Below are 16,662 nucleotides of genomic sequence, written 5' to 3'. Positions count from 1 at the left end.
TATCTCCGGGAGTTTGAAGAATTGGACGAGGCATGATTTGCGCCCGCACGTGGGGCGTCCCGGAACGCATCTCAGCCTGAGCGTTCGGTCACCGGAAAGATATAGGCAGCCGCATCCGGAAGACAATCAGACCACCCGGACAATCGTCCCGTTGCGAAGATGCGGCAGGAGGCGGCGCATGTCGCCAAGGCTCACCGCCACGCAGCCGGCCGTCGGCTCGTAGCCCGGCCGGATGAGATGGAAGAAAATCGCCGAACCGCGGTTGCGCGCCCGGCAGGAGATGTTCCAGTCCATCACCAGACAGATATCGTAGAGCCCGTCGCTGCGCCGCATTTCCTCGTGGCCGGCGCCGAACGGCGCCCTGACGAGGCGGTTGTAGTTGGCATTGCCGGACTGATCGCACCAGAGCATATCGGCGCGGATCCGGCGGATGGGAAGCGAAGTGACAAGCCGGCCGTTCCGCTCGCCGCGCCGGAAGCCTGATATCAGCTTCATCGATGTGATCGGCGTGGCGCCGTCGCCCTCGCGTTTCGTCACGGTGCGGCCGGAGCGGCCGATTGCAGCCGGAACAATGATTGTGCCAATGCGCACGATCGCTCGGCTCTTCCTTCCCGGCGCCGGGCGCACCACGACCGTGGACGGCTTCATCCCCCGGCTCCGCCTTGCTTTTTCCATTTTTCTCGCATGTCTTGCATTGCTTGAGGCTTTAATTGAAATCATATGAAAACCTGCCCGGCAACAGCACCGCCGGCCGATCCTTGCCAAACCCGCAATTTGGCGTAGGACTAGGGGACCTAACATGAGGACGCAACGGCATGACCGCACGCACGATTCTTCTGGTGGATGACGACGAGGACCTTCGGCAGACGCTGACGGAGCAATTGTCGCTTTACGAGGAATTCACGGTTCTGCAGGAAGCCAACGCCGGCAAGGGTGTGGCGACCGCCCGTTCGACGCCGGTCGACCTCTTGATCATGGATGTCGGCCTGCCCGATATGGACGGCCGCGAAGCGGTGAAGCTCCTGCGCAAGGGCGGTTTCAAGGCGCCGATCATCATGTTGACCGGCCACGATACCGATTCCGACACGATCCTCGGCCTCGAAGCCGGCGCCAACGACTATGTCACCAAGCCCTTCCGCTTCGCCGTGCTGCTTGCGCGCATCCGCGTGCAGCTGCGCCAGCACGAGCAGAGCGAGGACGCGACCTTCACCGTCGGCCCCTATCTCTTCAAGCCGAGCCAGAAGCTGCTCACCACTGACAACGGCCAGAAGATTCGCCTGACGGAAAAGGAAGCGGCGATCATCCGCTATCTCTACCGCGCCGAACAGAAGGTCGTCACCCGCGACGTGCTTCTCGAAGAGGTCTGGGGCTATAATTCCGGCGTGACCACGCATACGCTGGAAACCCATGTCTACCGGTTGCGCCAGAAGATCGAGCGCGATCCCTCCAATGCCGAAATCCTGGTGACGGAAAACGGCGGCTACAAGATCATACCCTAGAGCATCTCGGTTTCTCCGAATCACGGAAATGCTCTATCTCTTTGTTTTCACGCAGTTCCGCACGCAAACGGCTACGCAGTTTGTTGGAATTGCTCTAAGGCGAAAAGCCCGCATGGCGCTGACGGACGACATTCATCTGCTCTCGCAGCTTCCGCTGTTCAAGGACATGAGCGAGGACCAGCTGCGACTGATCGCCTTCGGCGCCGACCGGCGCATGATCGCCGCCGGCCAGATGCTGTTTCGCCAGGGCGCGCCGGCCGAGAGCGCCTATGTCGTGTTGAGCGGCAGCCTGGAACTCCGCACGACGAGCAGCGACGGCATGCAGCGGGCTGATGCCGTTGCCGGCCCCGGCACGCTGATTTCTGAGCTGGCGCTGGTGACGCTGGTCGAGCGCAAGTTCACCGCGATCGCGCGCGAAGACACCAGCATCATCCGCATCACCCGCGCCCTCTTCCATCGACTGATCGAGGAATATCCTGATGCGGCCCGTCTGATCGAAAATCGCATCCGCGACAATCTCGCCGAACTTGCGGCCAAGGCCGCAAGCCAGTTCCATCGATTCAGCTGATCGCCGTCACAAGTCGAAATGCGCCGTCACCGGCACATGGTCGGAGGGCCGGTCCCAGCCGCGCGCTTCCTTCAGGATTTCGATCCGCTTCAGGTGCGGCCCGAGATCCGATGAGGACCAGATGTGGTCGAGCCGGCGGCCGCGGTCGGCCGCTTCCCAGTCCTTGGCGCGGTAGCTCCACCAGGTATAGAGCTTCTCGCTGGCCGGTACGTGCTGGCGCATGAGATCGAGCCAGGCGCCGCGCTTCATCACCTCGAGTAACCCGTCGGTTTCGACGGGCGTGTGGCTGACGATCTTCAGCAGCTGCTTGTGCGACCAGACGTCGTGTTCGAGCGGCGCGATGTTGAGGTCACCCACCAGGATGGCCGAGGTATTGGCCTCGCCATTGGCCTTCAGCAGCTTCATCTCCTCGATGAAATCGAGTTTATGGCCGAATTTCGGATTGATCGTCCGGTCCGGCTCGTCGCCACCGGCCGGGACGTAGAAATTATGCAGCCGGATGCGGCGGTTGCCGCGTTCGAAGATCGCCGATATGTGGCGGGCGTCGCCCACACCGCAATAATCCTGCCGGTGATCTTCGGTCAGCGGAATGCGCGAGGCGATCGCCACGCCGTGATAACCCTTCTGGCCGTGGATGATGATGTGATCATAGCCCATGGCCCGCAAGGGCGCGGCAGGAAAGAGCTCGTTCGGCACCTTGGTTTCCTGCAGGCAGAGAATATCCGGCCTGTGCTTGAGAACGAGCTGCTCGACGATCGGCATGCGCAGCCGTACCGAATTGATATTCCAGGTGGTAATCGAAAAGCCCATGCGGCAAGCCCTTTCACGCTTTCATGAAAGGGCTTTAGAACAAAGGCGGACCGGAGGGAACCGGGCCGCGTGCAAAAGCGTCAGGAGATCAACCGAAAAGGCTCAGTCGCGCGATTGCGGCGTGCCGGGAATGCTCTCATAGGGAACCCGGAAGACACGATCATCGAACTGCACGCCTGTTTTGACGTTGAAGATCATCACCGAGGTGTCCTTGCCCTGATTGTCGGTGATCGTCCACTGACGCAGGTCATAGGTTTTCGGGTCGAACATCATGGTGATGGTCGAGTTTCCGAACACCGTATTGTTGCCGAGCGCGATCGTCGTCAGGTCCGATTCTTCCTTGACGCCCTTCACCATGCCGGCCGACAGGTCGATACGCTGCGCCAGCAGCAGGCTGAGCGGGGTCTTGGAGAGCGGATAGAGATCCCAGGTCTTGAGCTTGGTATTGCCGATGGCGACATTCTTGCCGTCGGCGATCACCCGCATCGGCGATGGGTCGTCATAGTTGAAACGCAGCTTGCCGGGGCGCTGGATGAAAAATTTGCCGCCGGTCTGCTCGCCGCGCGGGCCGAACTGCACGAATTCTCCCTGCATCGTCGTGACGCCGGAGAAATGGTCGGCAATCGCCTGCGCCGTGCCGGAGGCGGGCGCCGCCGCCTGCGCGCGAGCACCGAAGGGAATGGCGCTTGCCATCGCAGCCACGACGAAAGCGCCGAGAAGATCGCGCCGCGTCATCGTCAGGCCGGAGAGGAAGGAATCGGAGTTACGCATCTAAATCTCCTTTATGCGATCTGCATGCTGCCGAAAGGCGGCGTCTTCAAGGCATTGCGATCGGCCCGCGAGAGGTAACGGCTTTGCTGCGATCGGGTTTCCGCAAAAGCGGCCATATCTGAAATATATGGCTGTTATCTCAGCGGTCGAGGATGTCGTCTTCTGTGGGAACGAGGATTTCGCGTTTGCCGGCATGGTTGGCCGGCCCGATGATGCCCTCCTTCTCCATGCGCTCGATCAGCGAGGCGGCGCGGTTGTAGCCGATGCCGAGCCGGCGCTGCACGTAGGAGGTCGAGGCCTTGCCGTCACGCAGCACGACGGCGACGGCCTGATCATAGGGATCTTCCGAATCCGAAAGGTTCGACGTGCCGGCAGGGCCGCCGCCACCGCCGCCATAATCGCCATCCTCGTCGTCATCGGCGGTGATCGCATCGAGATATTGCGGCGAGCCCTGCGTCTTCAGGTAGGAGACGATCTCTTCGACCTCGACATCCGAGACGAACGGGCCGTGCACGCGCTGGATACGTCCGCCGCCCGCCATGTAGAGCATGTCGCCCATGCCGAGCAGCTGCTCGGCGCCCTGTTCGCCGAGAATGGTGCGGCTGTCGATCTTCGAGGTGACCTGGAAGGAGATGCGGGTCGGGAAGTTCGCCTTGATCGTGCCGGTGATGACATCGACGGAGGGGCGCTGCGTCGCCATGATCACATGAATACCGGCCGCACGCGCCATCTGCGCCAGGCGCTGGACGGCGCCTTCGATATCCTTGCCGGCGACCATCATCAGGTCGGCCATCTCGTCGATAATGACGACGATATAGGGCATCGGCCTGAGGTCGAACTCCTCGGTCTCGTACATTGCTTCGCCGGTATGGCGGTCGAAGCCGGTCTGCACCGTGCGCGAGATCGCCTCGCCCTTGGACAAGGCCTGCTCGACGCGGGTGTTGAAGCCGTCGATATTGCGCACGCCGATCTTCGACATCTTCTTGTAGCGCTCTTCCATCTCGCGCACGGTCCATTTCAGCGCGACGACGGCCTTCTTCGGATCGGTGACGACAGGCGAAAGCAGATGCGGAATGCCGTCATAGATGGAGAGTTCCAGCATCTTCGGGTCGATCATGATCAGCCGGCACTGTTCCGGCGTCATGCGATAGAGCAGCGACAGGATCATCGTGTTGATGGCGACCGATTTGCCCGAGCCGGTAGTGCCGGCGACGAGCAGGTGCGGCATCTTGGCGAGGTCGGCGATGACGGCTTCGCCGCCGATCGTCTTGCCGAGCGCCATGGCAAGCTTGGCCTTGCTGCCGTCGAAATCGCGGGAGGCGATCAATTCGCGCAGAAAGACGGTCTCGCGCGTCTGGTTCGGCAGCTCGATGCCGATCGCGTTGCGGCCGGGCACGACGGCGACGCGGGCGGCAATGGCGCTCATCGAGCGGGCGATATCGTCGGCAAGGCCGATGACGCGCGACGACTTGATGCCGGGCGCCGGCTCCAGTTCGTAAAGCGTGACGACGGGGCCGGGACGGACGTGAATGATCTCACCCTTGACGCCGAAATCTTCGAGCACGCCCTCCAACATGCGGGCATTCTGCTCCAGCGCGTCGGCCGACAGCGTCGAATCGCGCACCACGTTCCTCGGCTCGGCGAGCAGGTGCATCGAGGGCAGCTGAAAACCCTCGGGCCGAATGAACGAACCCTGCGCCTCACGCTCGACACGGGCGCCGGGTTTCGGCCGTGCGGCCGCGGGCACAACGCGAGGCTCCGGCTTGCCGGCGGCTTTCGCCGGTGCGCGGATCATCCAGTCGTCGTCATCGTCGTCGGGCAGGATATCGGCCGGGCGCGGCGGCATGTCGGTATCGAAAGGCGGATCGTCGTCCTCATCCTCCTCGTCGATGGAAAGCGACGGTGCGGCGACGACGCGCCGCGGCGAAGCCGCCCTTGCGCCCATTGATGGCTCCATCGACGGTTCCATGCGCTCGCCGCGCCCGGCGGGCGCCTTGGCGCGGACCGGTTCGTTCAGCGTGCCGAACTCATCATCGTTGAAATCATAGGGCGATTCGAAATCGCCCTGGCGCCGCTTGCGCGGTCCCATGCCGAAGAGCCGGCGCAGCCGCCCCTGACTCATGTACCAGGCATGTGTCATCGCGCCGCTGAAAGCGACCCAGCGCGACTCGTCCTCCTCGTCCTCGTCGCCGACGACCCGCGCCTTGCTTGTCGTCTCGACGTAATCGTCCTCGATTTCGTCATCCGCTTCGCTGCGGCCGACGAGGCCCGATGCAAACAGCATCATCCAGGCGGTCGGCACGGCAAAGATGCAGCCGACGACCATGGCGAAGGTGCCGGTGGGATAGGCGCCGACGAAGAGCGCCGGAAACCGCAGGATCATATCGCCGACGACGCCGCCGATGCCGTTCGGGATCGGCCAGGTGAGCGGCGGCGGAAAACAGCCGATGACGGCGGAGGAAAGCACCGAACCGGCAAACCAGGCGCCGATGCGGGCTGGAATGCGGCTGAAGCTGCGGCCCGAGATCATCGTCAGCGCCCAGGCGACGATCGGCAGCATCGAAACGACGCTGGCAAGCCCGAGGAACTGCATGACGATATCGGCAAAGGCCGCGCCGCTATAGCCGAGGATATTCGTCGGCAGGTTGGCGGTGGCGTAGGAATAGCTGGGATCCGCGACGTTCCATGTCGCCAGCGCCGCGACGCAGAACGCCAGCAGCAGAAAGATCGCAAAGCCGATGAGCGCCTGGATCTGCCGCAGCATGAATGCCGAGAAGGAGAACCGATCCGGACGGCCATCCATCGCCGGCGACGTGCTTCTTGCCATGTGTCTAACCCGTCCAATGCCTGAGGGCATGCGAATCACCGAAGCTTCGCCATGCCAAAATGCGTCCGCTCTACCTAACCAGAGCCGGGTTAAAGCGATGTTAACCATGCGTGCAGGGAGAGGTATTCCCCGGTTTAAAATAAAAAAGGCCCGAACCGTGAAAGGTTCGGGCCAAGGGCGGCTCATGGTCAGAGCCGCGACGGGCCGTGAAGCGGCGCCCTTCTGCCAGGCGCCGCAAACCCCTTGATCAAGACGAATGATATGCGGCTTCGCCGTGGGTCGAAAGGTCGAGACCTTCCCGCTCGGCCTCGACGCTCACGCGCAGGCCGACGACGACGTCGACGATCTTGTAGAGGATCGCCGAACCGATGCCCGACCACAGCAGCGTCGTCAGGACGCCCTTTGCCTGGTTCAGGACCTGGGTTGCGGTGCCGGCATAGGTGGCGGCGAAATCGGCCGTCGAATAGTCGACGATGCCTGCACCGCCCAGCGCCGGGTTGACGAGGATACCGGTGCCGAGAGCGCCGAGGATGCCGCCGATGCAATGCACGCCGAAGACGTCGAGGCTGTCGTCGTAGTTGAACTTGTTCTTCACGACGTCGACGAAGAAGTAGCAGACCGGCGAGACGATCAGGCCGAGAACGATCGAGCCCATCGGGCCGGCAAAGCCTGCCGCAGGCGTGATGGCGACGAGACCGGCGACGGCACCGGAAGCACCGCCGAGCATCGAAGCCTTGCCGCGGGCGAGGCTTTCGACGATGCACCAGGAGACGGCGGCGGCAGCCGTCGCAACGAAGGTGTTGATCATGGCAAGCGATGCGTAGCCGTTGGCCTCGAGGTTGGAGCCGGCGTTGAAGCCGAACCAGCCGACCCACAGCAGCGATGCGCCGACCATGGTGAGCGTCATCGAATGCGGAGCCATGATCTCCTTCTTATAGCCAGTGCGTTTGCCGAGCATGATGGCGCCGACGAGGCCTGCAATACCGGCATTGATGTGAACGACCGTACCGCCGGCGAAGTCGATTGCACCGTAGGAGAAGATCAGGCCGGCCGGCGAGGTGTAGGAGCTCGGGCCACCCCAGAACCAGACCATATGCGCCATCGGGAAGTAGATGAAGGTGACCCACAGCACGACGAACAGCATGACGGCCGAGAACTTGATGCGCTCGGCGAAGGCGCCGACGATGAGGCCGGGCGTGATGCAGGCGAAGGTCATCTGAAAGACGATGAAGGTGTATTCGGGAATGGCGACGCCCTTCGAGAAGGTTTCGACGAGCGACGAGGTGTTGACGCCGGCAAGGAACGCCTTGGAGAAGCCGCCGATGAAGCTGTTCAGCGAGCCGCCGTCGGTGAAGGCGAGCGAATAGCCGTAGGTCACCCAGATCAGCGCCACGACGGCGGTAATCATGAAGACCTGCATCAGCACGGAGAGCATGTTCTTGGCGCGGACGAGACCGCCGTAGAAGAGCGCAAGGCCCGGGATGGTCATCAGCAGCACGAGCGCCGAGGAGACGAGCATCCAGGTGTTGTCACCCTTGTCCATCGTCAGAGCAGGAGCGGCGGCAGCAGCGGCAGGCGCAGCCTCCTGGGCAAAAGCGACCGCCGGCGCGAGAAGCGCAGCCGTTGCTGCGCAAACCCGCGCAAAGGTGGAGGAAAACTTCGAGATTGACATTGAAAAAAGCTCCTTGGTCTGCCGTTCTTTACAGCGCTTCTGAATCGGTTTCGCCCGTACGGATGCGCACGGCATGGTCGATCGAATAGACAAAAATCTTGCCGTCACCGATCTGGCCGGTCTTGGCCGACGCCGCGATGGCTTCGACGGCCCGGTCGACGAGTTCGGATGCAACGGCGATTTCGATCTTGAGCTTCGGCAGGAAGCTGACCGCGTATTCGGTGCCGCGGTAGATTTCGGTATGCCCCTTCTGGCGCCCGTAGCCCTTCACTTCGGTCACGGTCAGGCCCTGAATGCCGATCGCCGTAAGCGCTTCGCGGACCTCATCGAGCTTGAACGGCTTGATAATAGCCATCACAATTTTCATCTGGTTTCCCATCCTTCGTTATCCTCGGCGCGGAGCCGACTCTCCTTGCCGCTGACGTTCCTGAACAGCGACCGGCGATATACATTCAAAGGACGTGCCAGATTCGTGGCTCGAGATAAGTTATTGAAAAATAAAGATTAAATTAGATGATGCCAATAAACAGGCAGATGATTGACCAATAAGCGCACAAATAATGCCCAAATTTCGAAATATGCCTATTATTTATTCATTTGCCTTTTTACGAATCAAACCCTCCTGGGCGACCGAGGCGACGAGCAGTCCCGACCGGGTAAACAGGCTCCCGCGTGTCAGCCCCCTGGCGCCGGAAGCCGACGGGCTATCCTGCGTATAGAGCAGCCAGTCGTCGAGCCTGCAGGGCCGATGGAACCACATGGAGTGATCGAGGCTCGCCACCTGCAGGCTCTGATCGAAGATCGACGTACCATGCGCATAAAGCGACGTGTCGAGCAGCGTCATGTCGGAGAGATAGGCAAGGATTGCCGCCTGGTAGCGCCGATCGTCGGGAACCGGCCCGGTCGCCCGCACCCAGACGTCCTGTTTGGGGTCGAGCTTCTTGTCGGAAAAATAATGCGTCAGCGAGACCGGACGGATTTCGATCGGCCGCTCACGCTGCCAGTAATTTCGGATCGCCTCCGGCGCATGCGCGAGATATTGTTCCTTGATCTGCTGCTCGCCGAGCAGCGCCTCCGGCATCTGCACCTCGGGCATGACGATCTGGTGGTCGAAGCCGGGCTCTTCCAGCTGGAAAGAGGCCGACAACGCGAAGATCGCCCTGCCGTGCTGGATCGCGACGACACGCCTGGTATTGAAGCTCGATCCGTCGCGGATGCGCTCCACCTGATAGATAATCGGCACTGCGGGATCGCCGGGCCGCATGAAATAGGCATGCAGCGAATGGACGAAACGCTCAGCCTCGATGGTGCGCTGCGCCGCCATCAGCGCCTGGCCGATCACCTGCCCGCCGAAGACCCGCTGCCAGCCGGCCTGAGGACTGCGGCCGCGGAAGATATCGACCTCGATCGGTTCCAGGTCGAGTGTCGCAAGCAGCCTCTCCATTGCCGAAGGCTCGGTCGTCTCGCGCGTCATTTTGTATGTCTCCCGACGGTAGGAAGTGAAGTGGCGATGATCTATATAGATCACATCTGAGGCACAAGGTACGGGAGCGGCGTGATGCTTGATATGCTGGTTGTGGGCGGGGGCTATGTCGGCCTTTCCGCTGCCGTTGCGGTCAAGCAGGCAGCACCGCATCTGAAAGTCTCGGTGGTCGAGGCCGCACCCGAGCATGCGTGGAAGAACGACGCGCGCGCTTCCGCCGTCATCGCCGCCGCGGTGAAGATGCTCGAAATCTTCGGCATCTGGAACGAGATCGAGCCGGAAGCTCAGCCGATCACCAAGATGATCGTCACCGATTCGAGAACCTCCGACCCGGTGCGCCCGATTTTCCTCACCTTCGACGGCGAAGTGGCCGAAGGCCGGCCCTTCGCACACATGATCCCCAACGTCGCCATGGTCGCGGCCCTGCGCGGCACCTGCGAACGGCTCGGCATCGACATCCGCCACGGACTCGGCGCGACGGAGCTCAAAACCGAGGACAGCCATGCCACCGTTACGCTTTCGGACGGCGGGACGCTGGAAGCCCGGCTGGTGGTTGCCTGCGACGGCGTACGCTCGAAGCTGCGCGATCTCGCCGGCATCAGGACCGTCACCTGGGACTACGGCCAGTCCGGCATCGTCGCGACCGTCGAACATGAGCGGCCGCATGAGGGCTGCGCCGAGGAGCATTTCCTGCCGGCCGGCCCCTTCGCCATCCTGCCGCTCAGGAACAACCGCTCGTCGCTGGTCTGGACCGAGCGCACACATGATGCCGACCGGCTGGTCGCCGCCGACGAGTTGGTCTTCGAAGAAGAGCTGGAACGCCGTTTCGGCCACAAGCTCGGGGCGCTGAAGGTGATCGGCGACAAGCGCGCCTTTCCGCTCGGCCTGACGCTGGCCCGCGCCTTCGTCGCTCCGCGTTTCGCGCTTGCCGGCGACGCCGCCCACGGCATCCATCCGATTTCAGGACAAGGTTTGAACCTCGGCTTCAAGGATGTGGCGGCGCTGGCCGAAACCGTCGTGGAAGCCGATCGCCTCGGCCTCGATATCGGTTCGATCAACATTCTCGAGCGATACCAGACCTGGCGGCGCTTCGACACCTTCCGCATGGGTGTGACGACCGACGTGCTGAACCGGCTCTTCTCCAACGACGCAATGCCGATCCGCGTCGCCCGCGATGTCGGCCTCGGCATTGTCGACCGGCTGCCGCGTCTCAAATCCTTCTTCATCGGCCAGGCGGCCGGAACGACGGCGAAGGACAACCCCCGCCTGCTGACCGGCCAGACGATCTAAAGACAAGGATGAAAAGCGCTACTCGTCGAGGCGCCGCGCCTCGGACACCAGCATGATCGGGATGCCGTCGCGGATCGGATAGGCAAGATGCGCCTTTTCCGAAACGAGCTCATTGTGTTCGCGGTCATAGGAAAGCGGGCCCTTGGAGAGCGGGCAGACCAGGAGCTCCAGCAGTTTCGGATCGACGCGGCTCAGTTTTTCGTCCATGGCCGCAGTTTACTGCAGAACCGTGTCGGAGTCACCGAAGACCCGCGCCAGCACGATTTCGGTAATGGCGATCAGCGTCTCGGCTCGCGTCTTGAGATCGGGCGCCTCCAGCAGAGCCTGTTTTTCGGCCGGTCCGAACGGCGACATCATAGCGAGCGAATTGACCAGCGTCAGATTGCTAGCCCGCTCGACGCTCTCCCAGTCGGCTTCCAGCTTGTTGGCATCGAGATAGGCTTTGAAGGCGGTTAGCAGGGCGGTGCGATCGACCGCCTCCTCCTCGTTCTCCGCCGAGAGGTCGGCGATGAAGGGCGCGATCCGGAAGGTGCGGAACGGATTGCCGGTTACCTTCTCTTCGAGCAGCCGGAAACGGCAGACGCCGGTCAGCGACACGATATAGCGCCCGTCGCCGGTCTCGGCAAAGGAGGTGATTCGCCCGAGGCAGCCGACGGTAGCAAGACTGGGCTCGTGCCCCTTGTCCTCATGGTCGCCGAGCGCCGGCTGCACCATGCCGATCAGCCGGTTTCCGGCAAGGGCTGCATCCAGCATCGCCAGATAGCGCGGCTCGAAGATGTTGAGAGGAAGCTGTCCGGCCGGCAGGAGGAGGGCCCCGGGCAACGGGAAGACGGCGATGGCATCGGGCAGATCGCCCGGCTTCAGGTATCTGGCATTACCGACTTGCATGAAACCGTCCCGCATTCTTGTAAACGGGCATGCCCGTTCTGACGAGAATGTGGTGCCCCCGCTTAAAAACGCAAGGGCCGTTATTCTAATCTTAGGAGAACAGCATCGCCGAAAGCTTGCGGCGGGCGGCAACCGTCGCCGGATCCTTGAAACCCCAGACCTCGAAGAACTGCAACAGCTGGCGGCGCGCGCCATCATCGTCGAAGCCGCGGTCCTTGCGCATGATCTGAAGCAGATGTTCAGCCGCCTCGTCGCGCCGGCCTTCGACATTGAGGATCTTGGCGAGCTTCAGCCGCGCTTCGTGATTGTCGGGATTGGCAGCCAGGTCACGCTCGAGCGCAACGGGATCGCCGAGCTTGCGCGCCTCCTCGATCTGGTCGAGCTTCTTCAAGACCGCCTGGATGCCGGCATCCTTCGCGAGCTCCTCCGGCAGATCGGTCAGTGTTTCGCGCGCCCGCTCATGCTGGTTTGCGGCGATCATGCACTCGGCCATTCCGGCAAGCGCCTTGGCGTTCTCGGGATCGGCCTGCATGACGGCGCCGTAAAGCTGCGCGGCCTCGTTGAGGTTGCCGGCGGCAAGCAACTCCGCCGCTTTCGTCAGGACGGCCTCGATTTCGGCCGCCTCATCGGCGCCGGCCGGTCCGGCGATCCGGTCGATGAACTGAGTGATCTGGCTTTCCGGCACCGCACCCATGAAACCGTCGGCCGGGCGGCCGTTGACGAAGGCGATGACGGCGGGGATAGACTGGATGCCGAGCTGGCCGGCAATCGAGGGATGGTCGTCGATGTTCATCTTGACCAGCCTGACGCGGCCCTTGGCCTCGTTGACAACCTTCTCCAGGACCGGTGTCAGCTGCTTGCATGGACCGCACCAAGGCGCCCAGAAATCGACCAGCACAGGTTGTTTGCGCGATTCCTCGATGACGTCCTTGCCGAAATTCGCCGTCGTCGTGTCGGTGATATAGCTGCCAGCCGCCGCCGGTGCGGACTGAGCGCCGAAGCTTGCCGTTGCCGACATCTGATTTCCGAAGGAACCGTTATAGGGGTTGTTGCTGCCGCTCATAGGTATCTCCCGCCGCGCCGATCCTGCCGGCATCATTGTAGCGCTAAAATCGTATGTCAGGACGTCACTTTCAAGACAAGCGGCTTATGTCCGGTCGCTTCCATGAAACGGACGAGGTCGCCGCTTGCAATCGATGTGGTCGCGTCGTTGGACAGCGGATGGCAGTTGACGGTTTCCTCAGCCATCAGATCGGCATCGAGCACGAAGGTGACATTTCCTGCCGTATCGTTGATTGCGCCGAAGGCGGTGACTGCACCGGGAACGACACCGAGATATTCCATCAGCTTCTCCGCCCTACCGAAGGAAACCCGGCCGGAGCCGCCGATAAGGGTGTGAACCTGCTTAAGATCGACCTCGGCATTCTCCTCCACGGTCAGCAGAAAATACCTGTCCTTCTTGTCCTTGATAAAGAGATTCTTGGTGTGGCCGCCGGGGATCTCGTCGCGCAGCCGAACCGATTCGGCCACGGTGAAAACAGGCGCGTGATCGACCGTCTTATGGGCAATGCCGAGCCCGTCAAGGAAGGTGAACAGATCGTCTTTCGTCTTGGGCGTGTTTTCGGGCATCGGGCAATCCGTTGGTGGCGAGGAAAAGCGAGGCGTCCTGATTAAGTCCGTCCACATCATTTGGCAATCTTCGCCACCGACGCTCTACCCCCACATTTGCGGCCTTCCCGTCAGCCTCATGCGACCGCACGAATTTTTCTTCGTCTCTTCGTCATTTCCCTGTTGCATTTGAAAATCCGTTAGGCCATATAGCGCCCGTCGCCACGAGGCGGCGCCCACGGTCCAACGACTACCCCGGACCGATGCGGATTGAGCGGGTGTAGCTCAGGGGTAGAGCACAACCTTGCCAAGGTTGGGGTCGAGGGTTCGAATCCCTTCGCCCGCTCCAGTTTTCCCAACTTCATACCGAAGACATAGTAACAACTGTCCTTGTGACATGGATGACAACCTCGTTGCGAACGGGTCTTATGCCGAACGCTTGGCGCTGCCTGCTCTCGGCATAGGTGGCGTCAATCACCTGATGGCGATGTCCTTTCCGTTCGTGAAATCGGCTATCCGGCCTAACGCATCAAGCTCCAGAAGCCATGCTTGTTTCCATGTTGGCGCTTCAGCTCGGCGACATAGGCGTCATGAGGCCGGGCGCTGCCGAAATCGTCGATATGAGGCGCGAGCGACGCGCATTCCGCCAGATGGCGTGCGGCATGCCTGTAACGGCTGGACCCGCCGTAATCGAGGGCGAAGCCGATCATCGAGCGCAGCACGATGGTTGCTGCGAGCGGGTGTTTCTCCTGCAGCATTTCGGCGGCCGGCGTCATCAGTTCATAGAGGTTGCCGTCCAGTTCTGCCTGGCGCCTGGAGATAAGTTTCGCGGCCTCAGCAGCTGCGGGCCAGGCGAGGAAAAAGGCAAGGCCTCGATGAACATCGGGAAAGCCGTGCGCGAAGGCGAATGCTTTCTCCTCGGCCTCGATGTCGTCGAAGTCGGCGAGCTTTCGCAGGAAAGCGCGAAGGTGCTCACCGTTCAGCGACTGCTCGAAGCATTGCCATCGATAGGCCTGCGCTTCCTCCCCCGTCCGAGCGCGTCGAGCGCTTCGGCGCGGGCGTCCTGCCATTCAAAAGGCATTTCGAACCGTCCGCGGTGATCGGCGCCGTCCAAAATCCTTAATGCTTCCTCGGCGCGTCCAGCCAAGAGCAAGCGGTCGGAAATCGCGATCGCGACCATCGGCGCCCTTAAGGTCTCTTCCGGCTGCTGGGCGATGAAGGCATCGGCATCATCCTGGGCATCGGCAATGTCCTGCAGAGCGATGCGCGCCGCCTGTTGCCGATGCTTGGCATAGATCTCGTTCAGTCCGCTGCCGCCCCAGTCGAGAATTTTCCTGTCGGCGTCGGCAGGCTCTTCCTCCGCTTCGTTCAACCATTGCACCAGCAGGCCCTTCAAATGTTCGAGGCCGTCCTTGCCCAGCGCCGGAACCATCTCGGCGATCAGCGGGTCATATTGGCCGTAGTCGTTATCCTGCAACGCCGTAAAGACCTTGTCGGCAAGGACATCGGCACCGATACCCGCGGAGCTGGCGATGACGCCGGCATCGGCACATGCCTGATGGAACGTCTCGAGGAAGGCGATGTCGTTGCTGTTGGATCGGTGGAAAATCGAATCGGCAACGGCAAGGAATTGCCAGATGAGATCGAACGCTTCCTTCGGATCGTCGGCGGCCACGACGGTGACGATCGCGGATCGCTGCGTTTCGAGGTCCGCATTGACGGTTTTTACCTTATGCCATTCGATGACGCTCTGCGCCCGTGCGATGCTGCCGAGGCGCTTGCGGATCTCACGCGCGACCTCGGTGCTGCCCTGATTGCCGGCCAGTTCCATGCGAAGCCGCCGTTTATGGGCAGCACTGCCGGTGCTGATTTCGATCAGCAGTTCGGCGAGACGTTGTGCACCGAGAGCTTCCAGGTTCTTCGCGTTGAGAGTCGTCTTTGCCGCCATGGGTCACCGCTGTCGTTTCGCGCCGACCCTAACCCGGTATTCAAATCAGTCCAAGGTCAGAGGAGGCGCAAGCGTGGTATCGCGAATTCGTATGACTTTATCGGCGGTTAGTCTCGCCGAATCATGGCCGTTAGCCAAAAAATAACGCTGCCTCGTAACGACTCCTAAAGCCCGCTTTGGCACCTTGTCGCCCATCGATATTTTCTTCCAAAAATTGTTCGGCTGGGGTTGGTTATGAGTCACACTAAGGACGCTTGGGTCAGCCAGCGCGCTTATTCGCTGTGGGAACTGGAAGGCCGGCCGGATGGGCGCGGGGAAAGCCATTGGGCGCAGGCGCTCAAGGAGTTCGAGCAGCTGGAGCTGACGAAGGCTTCGCCCGACGGAAACGATCTCATCGAGAAGCTGAAGGCAGCCGGGCGGCTGATGCGGGTTGCGCCCCCTACCAAGGACGACCTGCAGCTGAAAGCGGCGCGTTAGGCGATTGCCAATACCCCGTGTGTCAAAATGGTCAGCGGCAATCCAGGCGCCTGATCGGCCTTGCCGGCAGTCGTCTTGCGACTTCGACGAAACCCTTCCCAAATCTACCGGCGGGCGGCCCAGCTGAGGCCGCGCCGCAGGATCAGCGGCATGTAGGGATGGTCGAATTCGGCCGCGACATGGCCGAGAGCGGAATAGAAGATGCGGCCGGCGCCGAAATGGCGCTTGAAGACGACCGGCATCACGACATTGCGGGAGGCCGGATCATATGCGCCGGTGAAGGTGGTGGTTGCCAGGATTTCGACCGTGGGATCGTAATGCAGGTAATACTGCTCCGAACGGTAGTCGAAGTCGGGAATGCTCTCCATAACAGGATCGTCCTGGCGGGTGACGGCGACGCGGAAGTCGATGATGTTGCCGGGATGGGCGACCCAGGTGACGCCGGAGACATAGCGGAAAGGCGCGCTTTCCTTGAAGGAGGTGGCAAGCGCGCCGTGATGGCCGGCAAGCCCCAGCCCGCCGCGCACTGCTTCGACCAGGGCGGCGGCATGCGGCTTCTCTAGCGTTTCGCCGGTGATGATCGGCACCAGCAGATCTGCTTTCGCCAGTGTCGGAGATCCGAATATGCCGAGATCGCCGGTCACCTCGACCGCAAAGCCGTCCTCGCGTAAGAGATCGGCGACGATATGGGCGCATTGCTCCGGCTCATGCCCCTGCCAGCCGCCCCAGACGACCAATGCCTTCCTCATTCACGCGCTCCTTGGCTGGTTGCTGCGGACCGTTGCACATGAGCCCTTAAAACGGGCGGTTATGCAAATCAC

Annotated in this window: 16 protein-coding genes, 1 tRNA gene and 1 pseudogene; 5 read left to right on the top strand and 13 right to left on the bottom strand. The window is 61.8% G+C overall.

The genetic code is table 11. The features are described 5' to 3' along the window. Positions 1 to 126: 126 nt before the first annotated feature. Positions 127 to 648 carry a L,D-transpeptidase family protein gene (locus MHI61_RS24700; protein ID WP_239790948.1) on the bottom strand — a complete coding sequence of 174 codons (522 nt, stop codon included), beginning with the start codon at positions 646 to 648 and terminating at the stop codon, positions 127 to 129. Positions 649 to 815: 167 nt separating this feature from the next. Here MHI61_RS24700 and MHI61_RS24695 point away from each other — a divergent pair, with 167 nt between their 5' ends. After that, positions 816 to 1,499: a response regulator transcription factor gene (locus tag MHI61_RS24695; protein WP_011427159.1), complete on the top strand. Its 684-nt coding sequence runs from the start codon at positions 816 to 818 to the stop codon at positions 1,497 to 1,499. A 112-nt stretch (positions 1,500 to 1,611) separates the two neighbouring features. Further along, positions 1,612 to 2,067: a cyclic nucleotide-binding domain-containing protein gene (locus MHI61_RS24690; RefSeq protein WP_064683858.1), complete on the top strand. Its 456-nt coding sequence runs from the start codon at positions 1,612 to 1,614 to the stop codon at positions 2,065 to 2,067. Positions 2,068 to 2,073: 6 nt separating this feature from the next. On the opposite strand, the gene MHI61_RS24685 is transcribed toward MHI61_RS24690, so the two are convergent. From MHI61_RS24685 to tesB, 6 genes are all read right to left on the bottom strand, one after another. Next, positions 2,074 to 2,877 carry an exodeoxyribonuclease III gene (locus MHI61_RS24685; RefSeq protein WP_077992233.1) on the bottom strand — a complete coding sequence of 268 codons (804 nt, stop codon included), beginning with the start codon at positions 2,875 to 2,877 and terminating at the stop codon, positions 2,074 to 2,076. Between the two features lie 102 nt (positions 2,878 to 2,979). Beyond that, complete coding sequence (locus MHI61_RS24680; protein WP_239790947.1) at positions 2,980 to 3,648, bottom strand: outer membrane lipoprotein carrier protein LolA; 669 nt, start codon at positions 3,646 to 3,648, stop codon at positions 2,980 to 2,982. Positions 3,649 to 3,787: 139 nt separating this feature from the next. Beyond that, complete coding sequence (locus MHI61_RS24675) at positions 3,788 to 6,475, bottom strand: DNA translocase FtsK (protein ID WP_239790946.1); 2,688 nt, start codon at positions 6,473 to 6,475, stop codon at positions 3,788 to 3,790. A 247-nt stretch (positions 6,476 to 6,722) separates the two neighbouring features. Beyond that, positions 6,723 to 8,147: an ammonium transporter gene (locus MHI61_RS24670; RefSeq protein WP_239790945.1), complete on the bottom strand. Its 1,425-nt coding sequence runs from the start codon at positions 8,145 to 8,147 to the stop codon at positions 6,723 to 6,725. Positions 8,148 to 8,175: 28 nt separating this feature from the next. Beyond that, positions 8,176 to 8,526 (bottom strand): P-II family nitrogen regulator, encoded by a 351-nt coding sequence (locus MHI61_RS24665; RefSeq protein ID WP_003543684.1) that lies wholly within the window; start codon positions 8,524 to 8,526, stop codon positions 8,176 to 8,178. A gap of 210 nt (positions 8,527 to 8,736) precedes the next feature. Beyond that, positions 8,737 to 9,621 (bottom strand): acyl-CoA thioesterase II, encoded by an 885-nt coding sequence (gene tesB, locus MHI61_RS24660; RefSeq protein WP_239790944.1) that lies wholly within the window; start codon positions 9,619 to 9,621, stop codon positions 8,737 to 8,739. An 84-nt stretch (positions 9,622 to 9,705) separates the two neighbouring features. Here tesB and MHI61_RS24655 point away from each other — a divergent pair, with 84 nt between their 5' ends. Beyond that, a complete protein-coding gene (locus tag MHI61_RS24655; protein ID WP_239790943.1) occupies positions 9,706 to 10,920 on the top strand; it encodes a ubiquinone biosynthesis hydroxylase in 1,215 nt (404 codons plus the stop codon). Positions 10,921 to 10,938: 18 nt separating this feature from the next. On the opposite strand, the gene MHI61_RS24650 is transcribed toward MHI61_RS24655, so the two are convergent. The 4 genes from MHI61_RS24650 to MHI61_RS24635 all read right to left on the bottom strand — a co-directional run bounded on the left by MHI61_RS24650 (position 10,939) and on the right by MHI61_RS24635 (position 13,437). After that, the gene (locus MHI61_RS24650) at positions 10,939 to 11,127 is read right to left on the bottom strand and encodes a Trm112 family protein (protein ID WP_239790942.1); all 189 of its coding nucleotides are present in this window, start codon (positions 11,125 to 11,127) and stop codon (positions 10,939 to 10,941) included. Positions 11,128 to 11,136: 9 nt separating this feature from the next. Then, positions 11,137 to 11,823, bottom strand: a complete 687-nt coding sequence (locus MHI61_RS24645) for an LON peptidase substrate-binding domain-containing protein (RefSeq protein ID WP_186007828.1) — start codon at positions 11,821 to 11,823, stop codon at positions 11,137 to 11,139. A 76-nt stretch (positions 11,824 to 11,899) separates the two neighbouring features. Then, on the bottom strand, positions 11,900 to 12,871 hold the full coding sequence (trxA, locus tag MHI61_RS24640; protein ID WP_239790941.1) for a thioredoxin: 972 nt from the start codon (positions 12,869 to 12,871) through the stop codon (positions 11,900 to 11,902). 56 nt (positions 12,872 to 12,927) lie between these two features. Further along, positions 12,928 to 13,437 carry a prolyl-tRNA synthetase associated domain-containing protein gene (locus MHI61_RS24635; RefSeq protein WP_239790940.1) on the bottom strand — a complete coding sequence of 170 codons (510 nt, stop codon included), beginning with the start codon at positions 13,435 to 13,437 and terminating at the stop codon, positions 12,928 to 12,930. A gap of 253 nt (positions 13,438 to 13,690) precedes the next feature. Here MHI61_RS24635 and MHI61_RS24630 point away from each other — a divergent pair. Continuing rightward, positions 13,691 to 13,765, top strand: a tRNA-Gly gene (locus MHI61_RS24630). Positions 13,766 to 13,937: 172 nt separating this feature from the next. On the opposite strand, the pseudogene MHI61_RS24625 reads toward MHI61_RS24630, so the two are convergent. Further along, a pseudogene (locus MHI61_RS24625) lies at positions 13,938 to 15,364 on the bottom strand (DUF6880 family protein). Positions 15,365 to 15,598: 234 nt separating this feature from the next. Between MHI61_RS24625 and MHI61_RS24620 the strand changes: the two are divergent. After that, on the top strand, positions 15,599 to 15,841 hold the full coding sequence (locus tag MHI61_RS24620) for a DUF2934 domain-containing protein (protein WP_239790939.1): 243 nt from the start codon (positions 15,599 to 15,601) through the stop codon (positions 15,839 to 15,841). A 104-nt stretch (positions 15,842 to 15,945) separates the two neighbouring features. Here MHI61_RS24620 and MHI61_RS24615 read toward each other — a convergent pair whose 3' ends face one another. Then, a complete protein-coding gene (locus tag MHI61_RS24615; protein WP_239790938.1) occupies positions 15,946 to 16,590 on the bottom strand; it encodes a ThuA domain-containing protein in 645 nt (214 codons plus the stop codon). Positions 16,591 to 16,662 lie beyond the last annotated feature (72 nt).

This window comes from Rhizobium sp. K102, assembly GCF_022385315.1.
In the GTDB taxonomy this organism is placed as follows: Bacteria; Pseudomonadota; Alphaproteobacteria; order Rhizobiales; family Rhizobiaceae; genus Rhizobium; species Rhizobium croatiense.
Note: the sequence above shows the minus strand (reverse complement) of the source record. Positions and strands in the feature narration are given on the sequence as shown.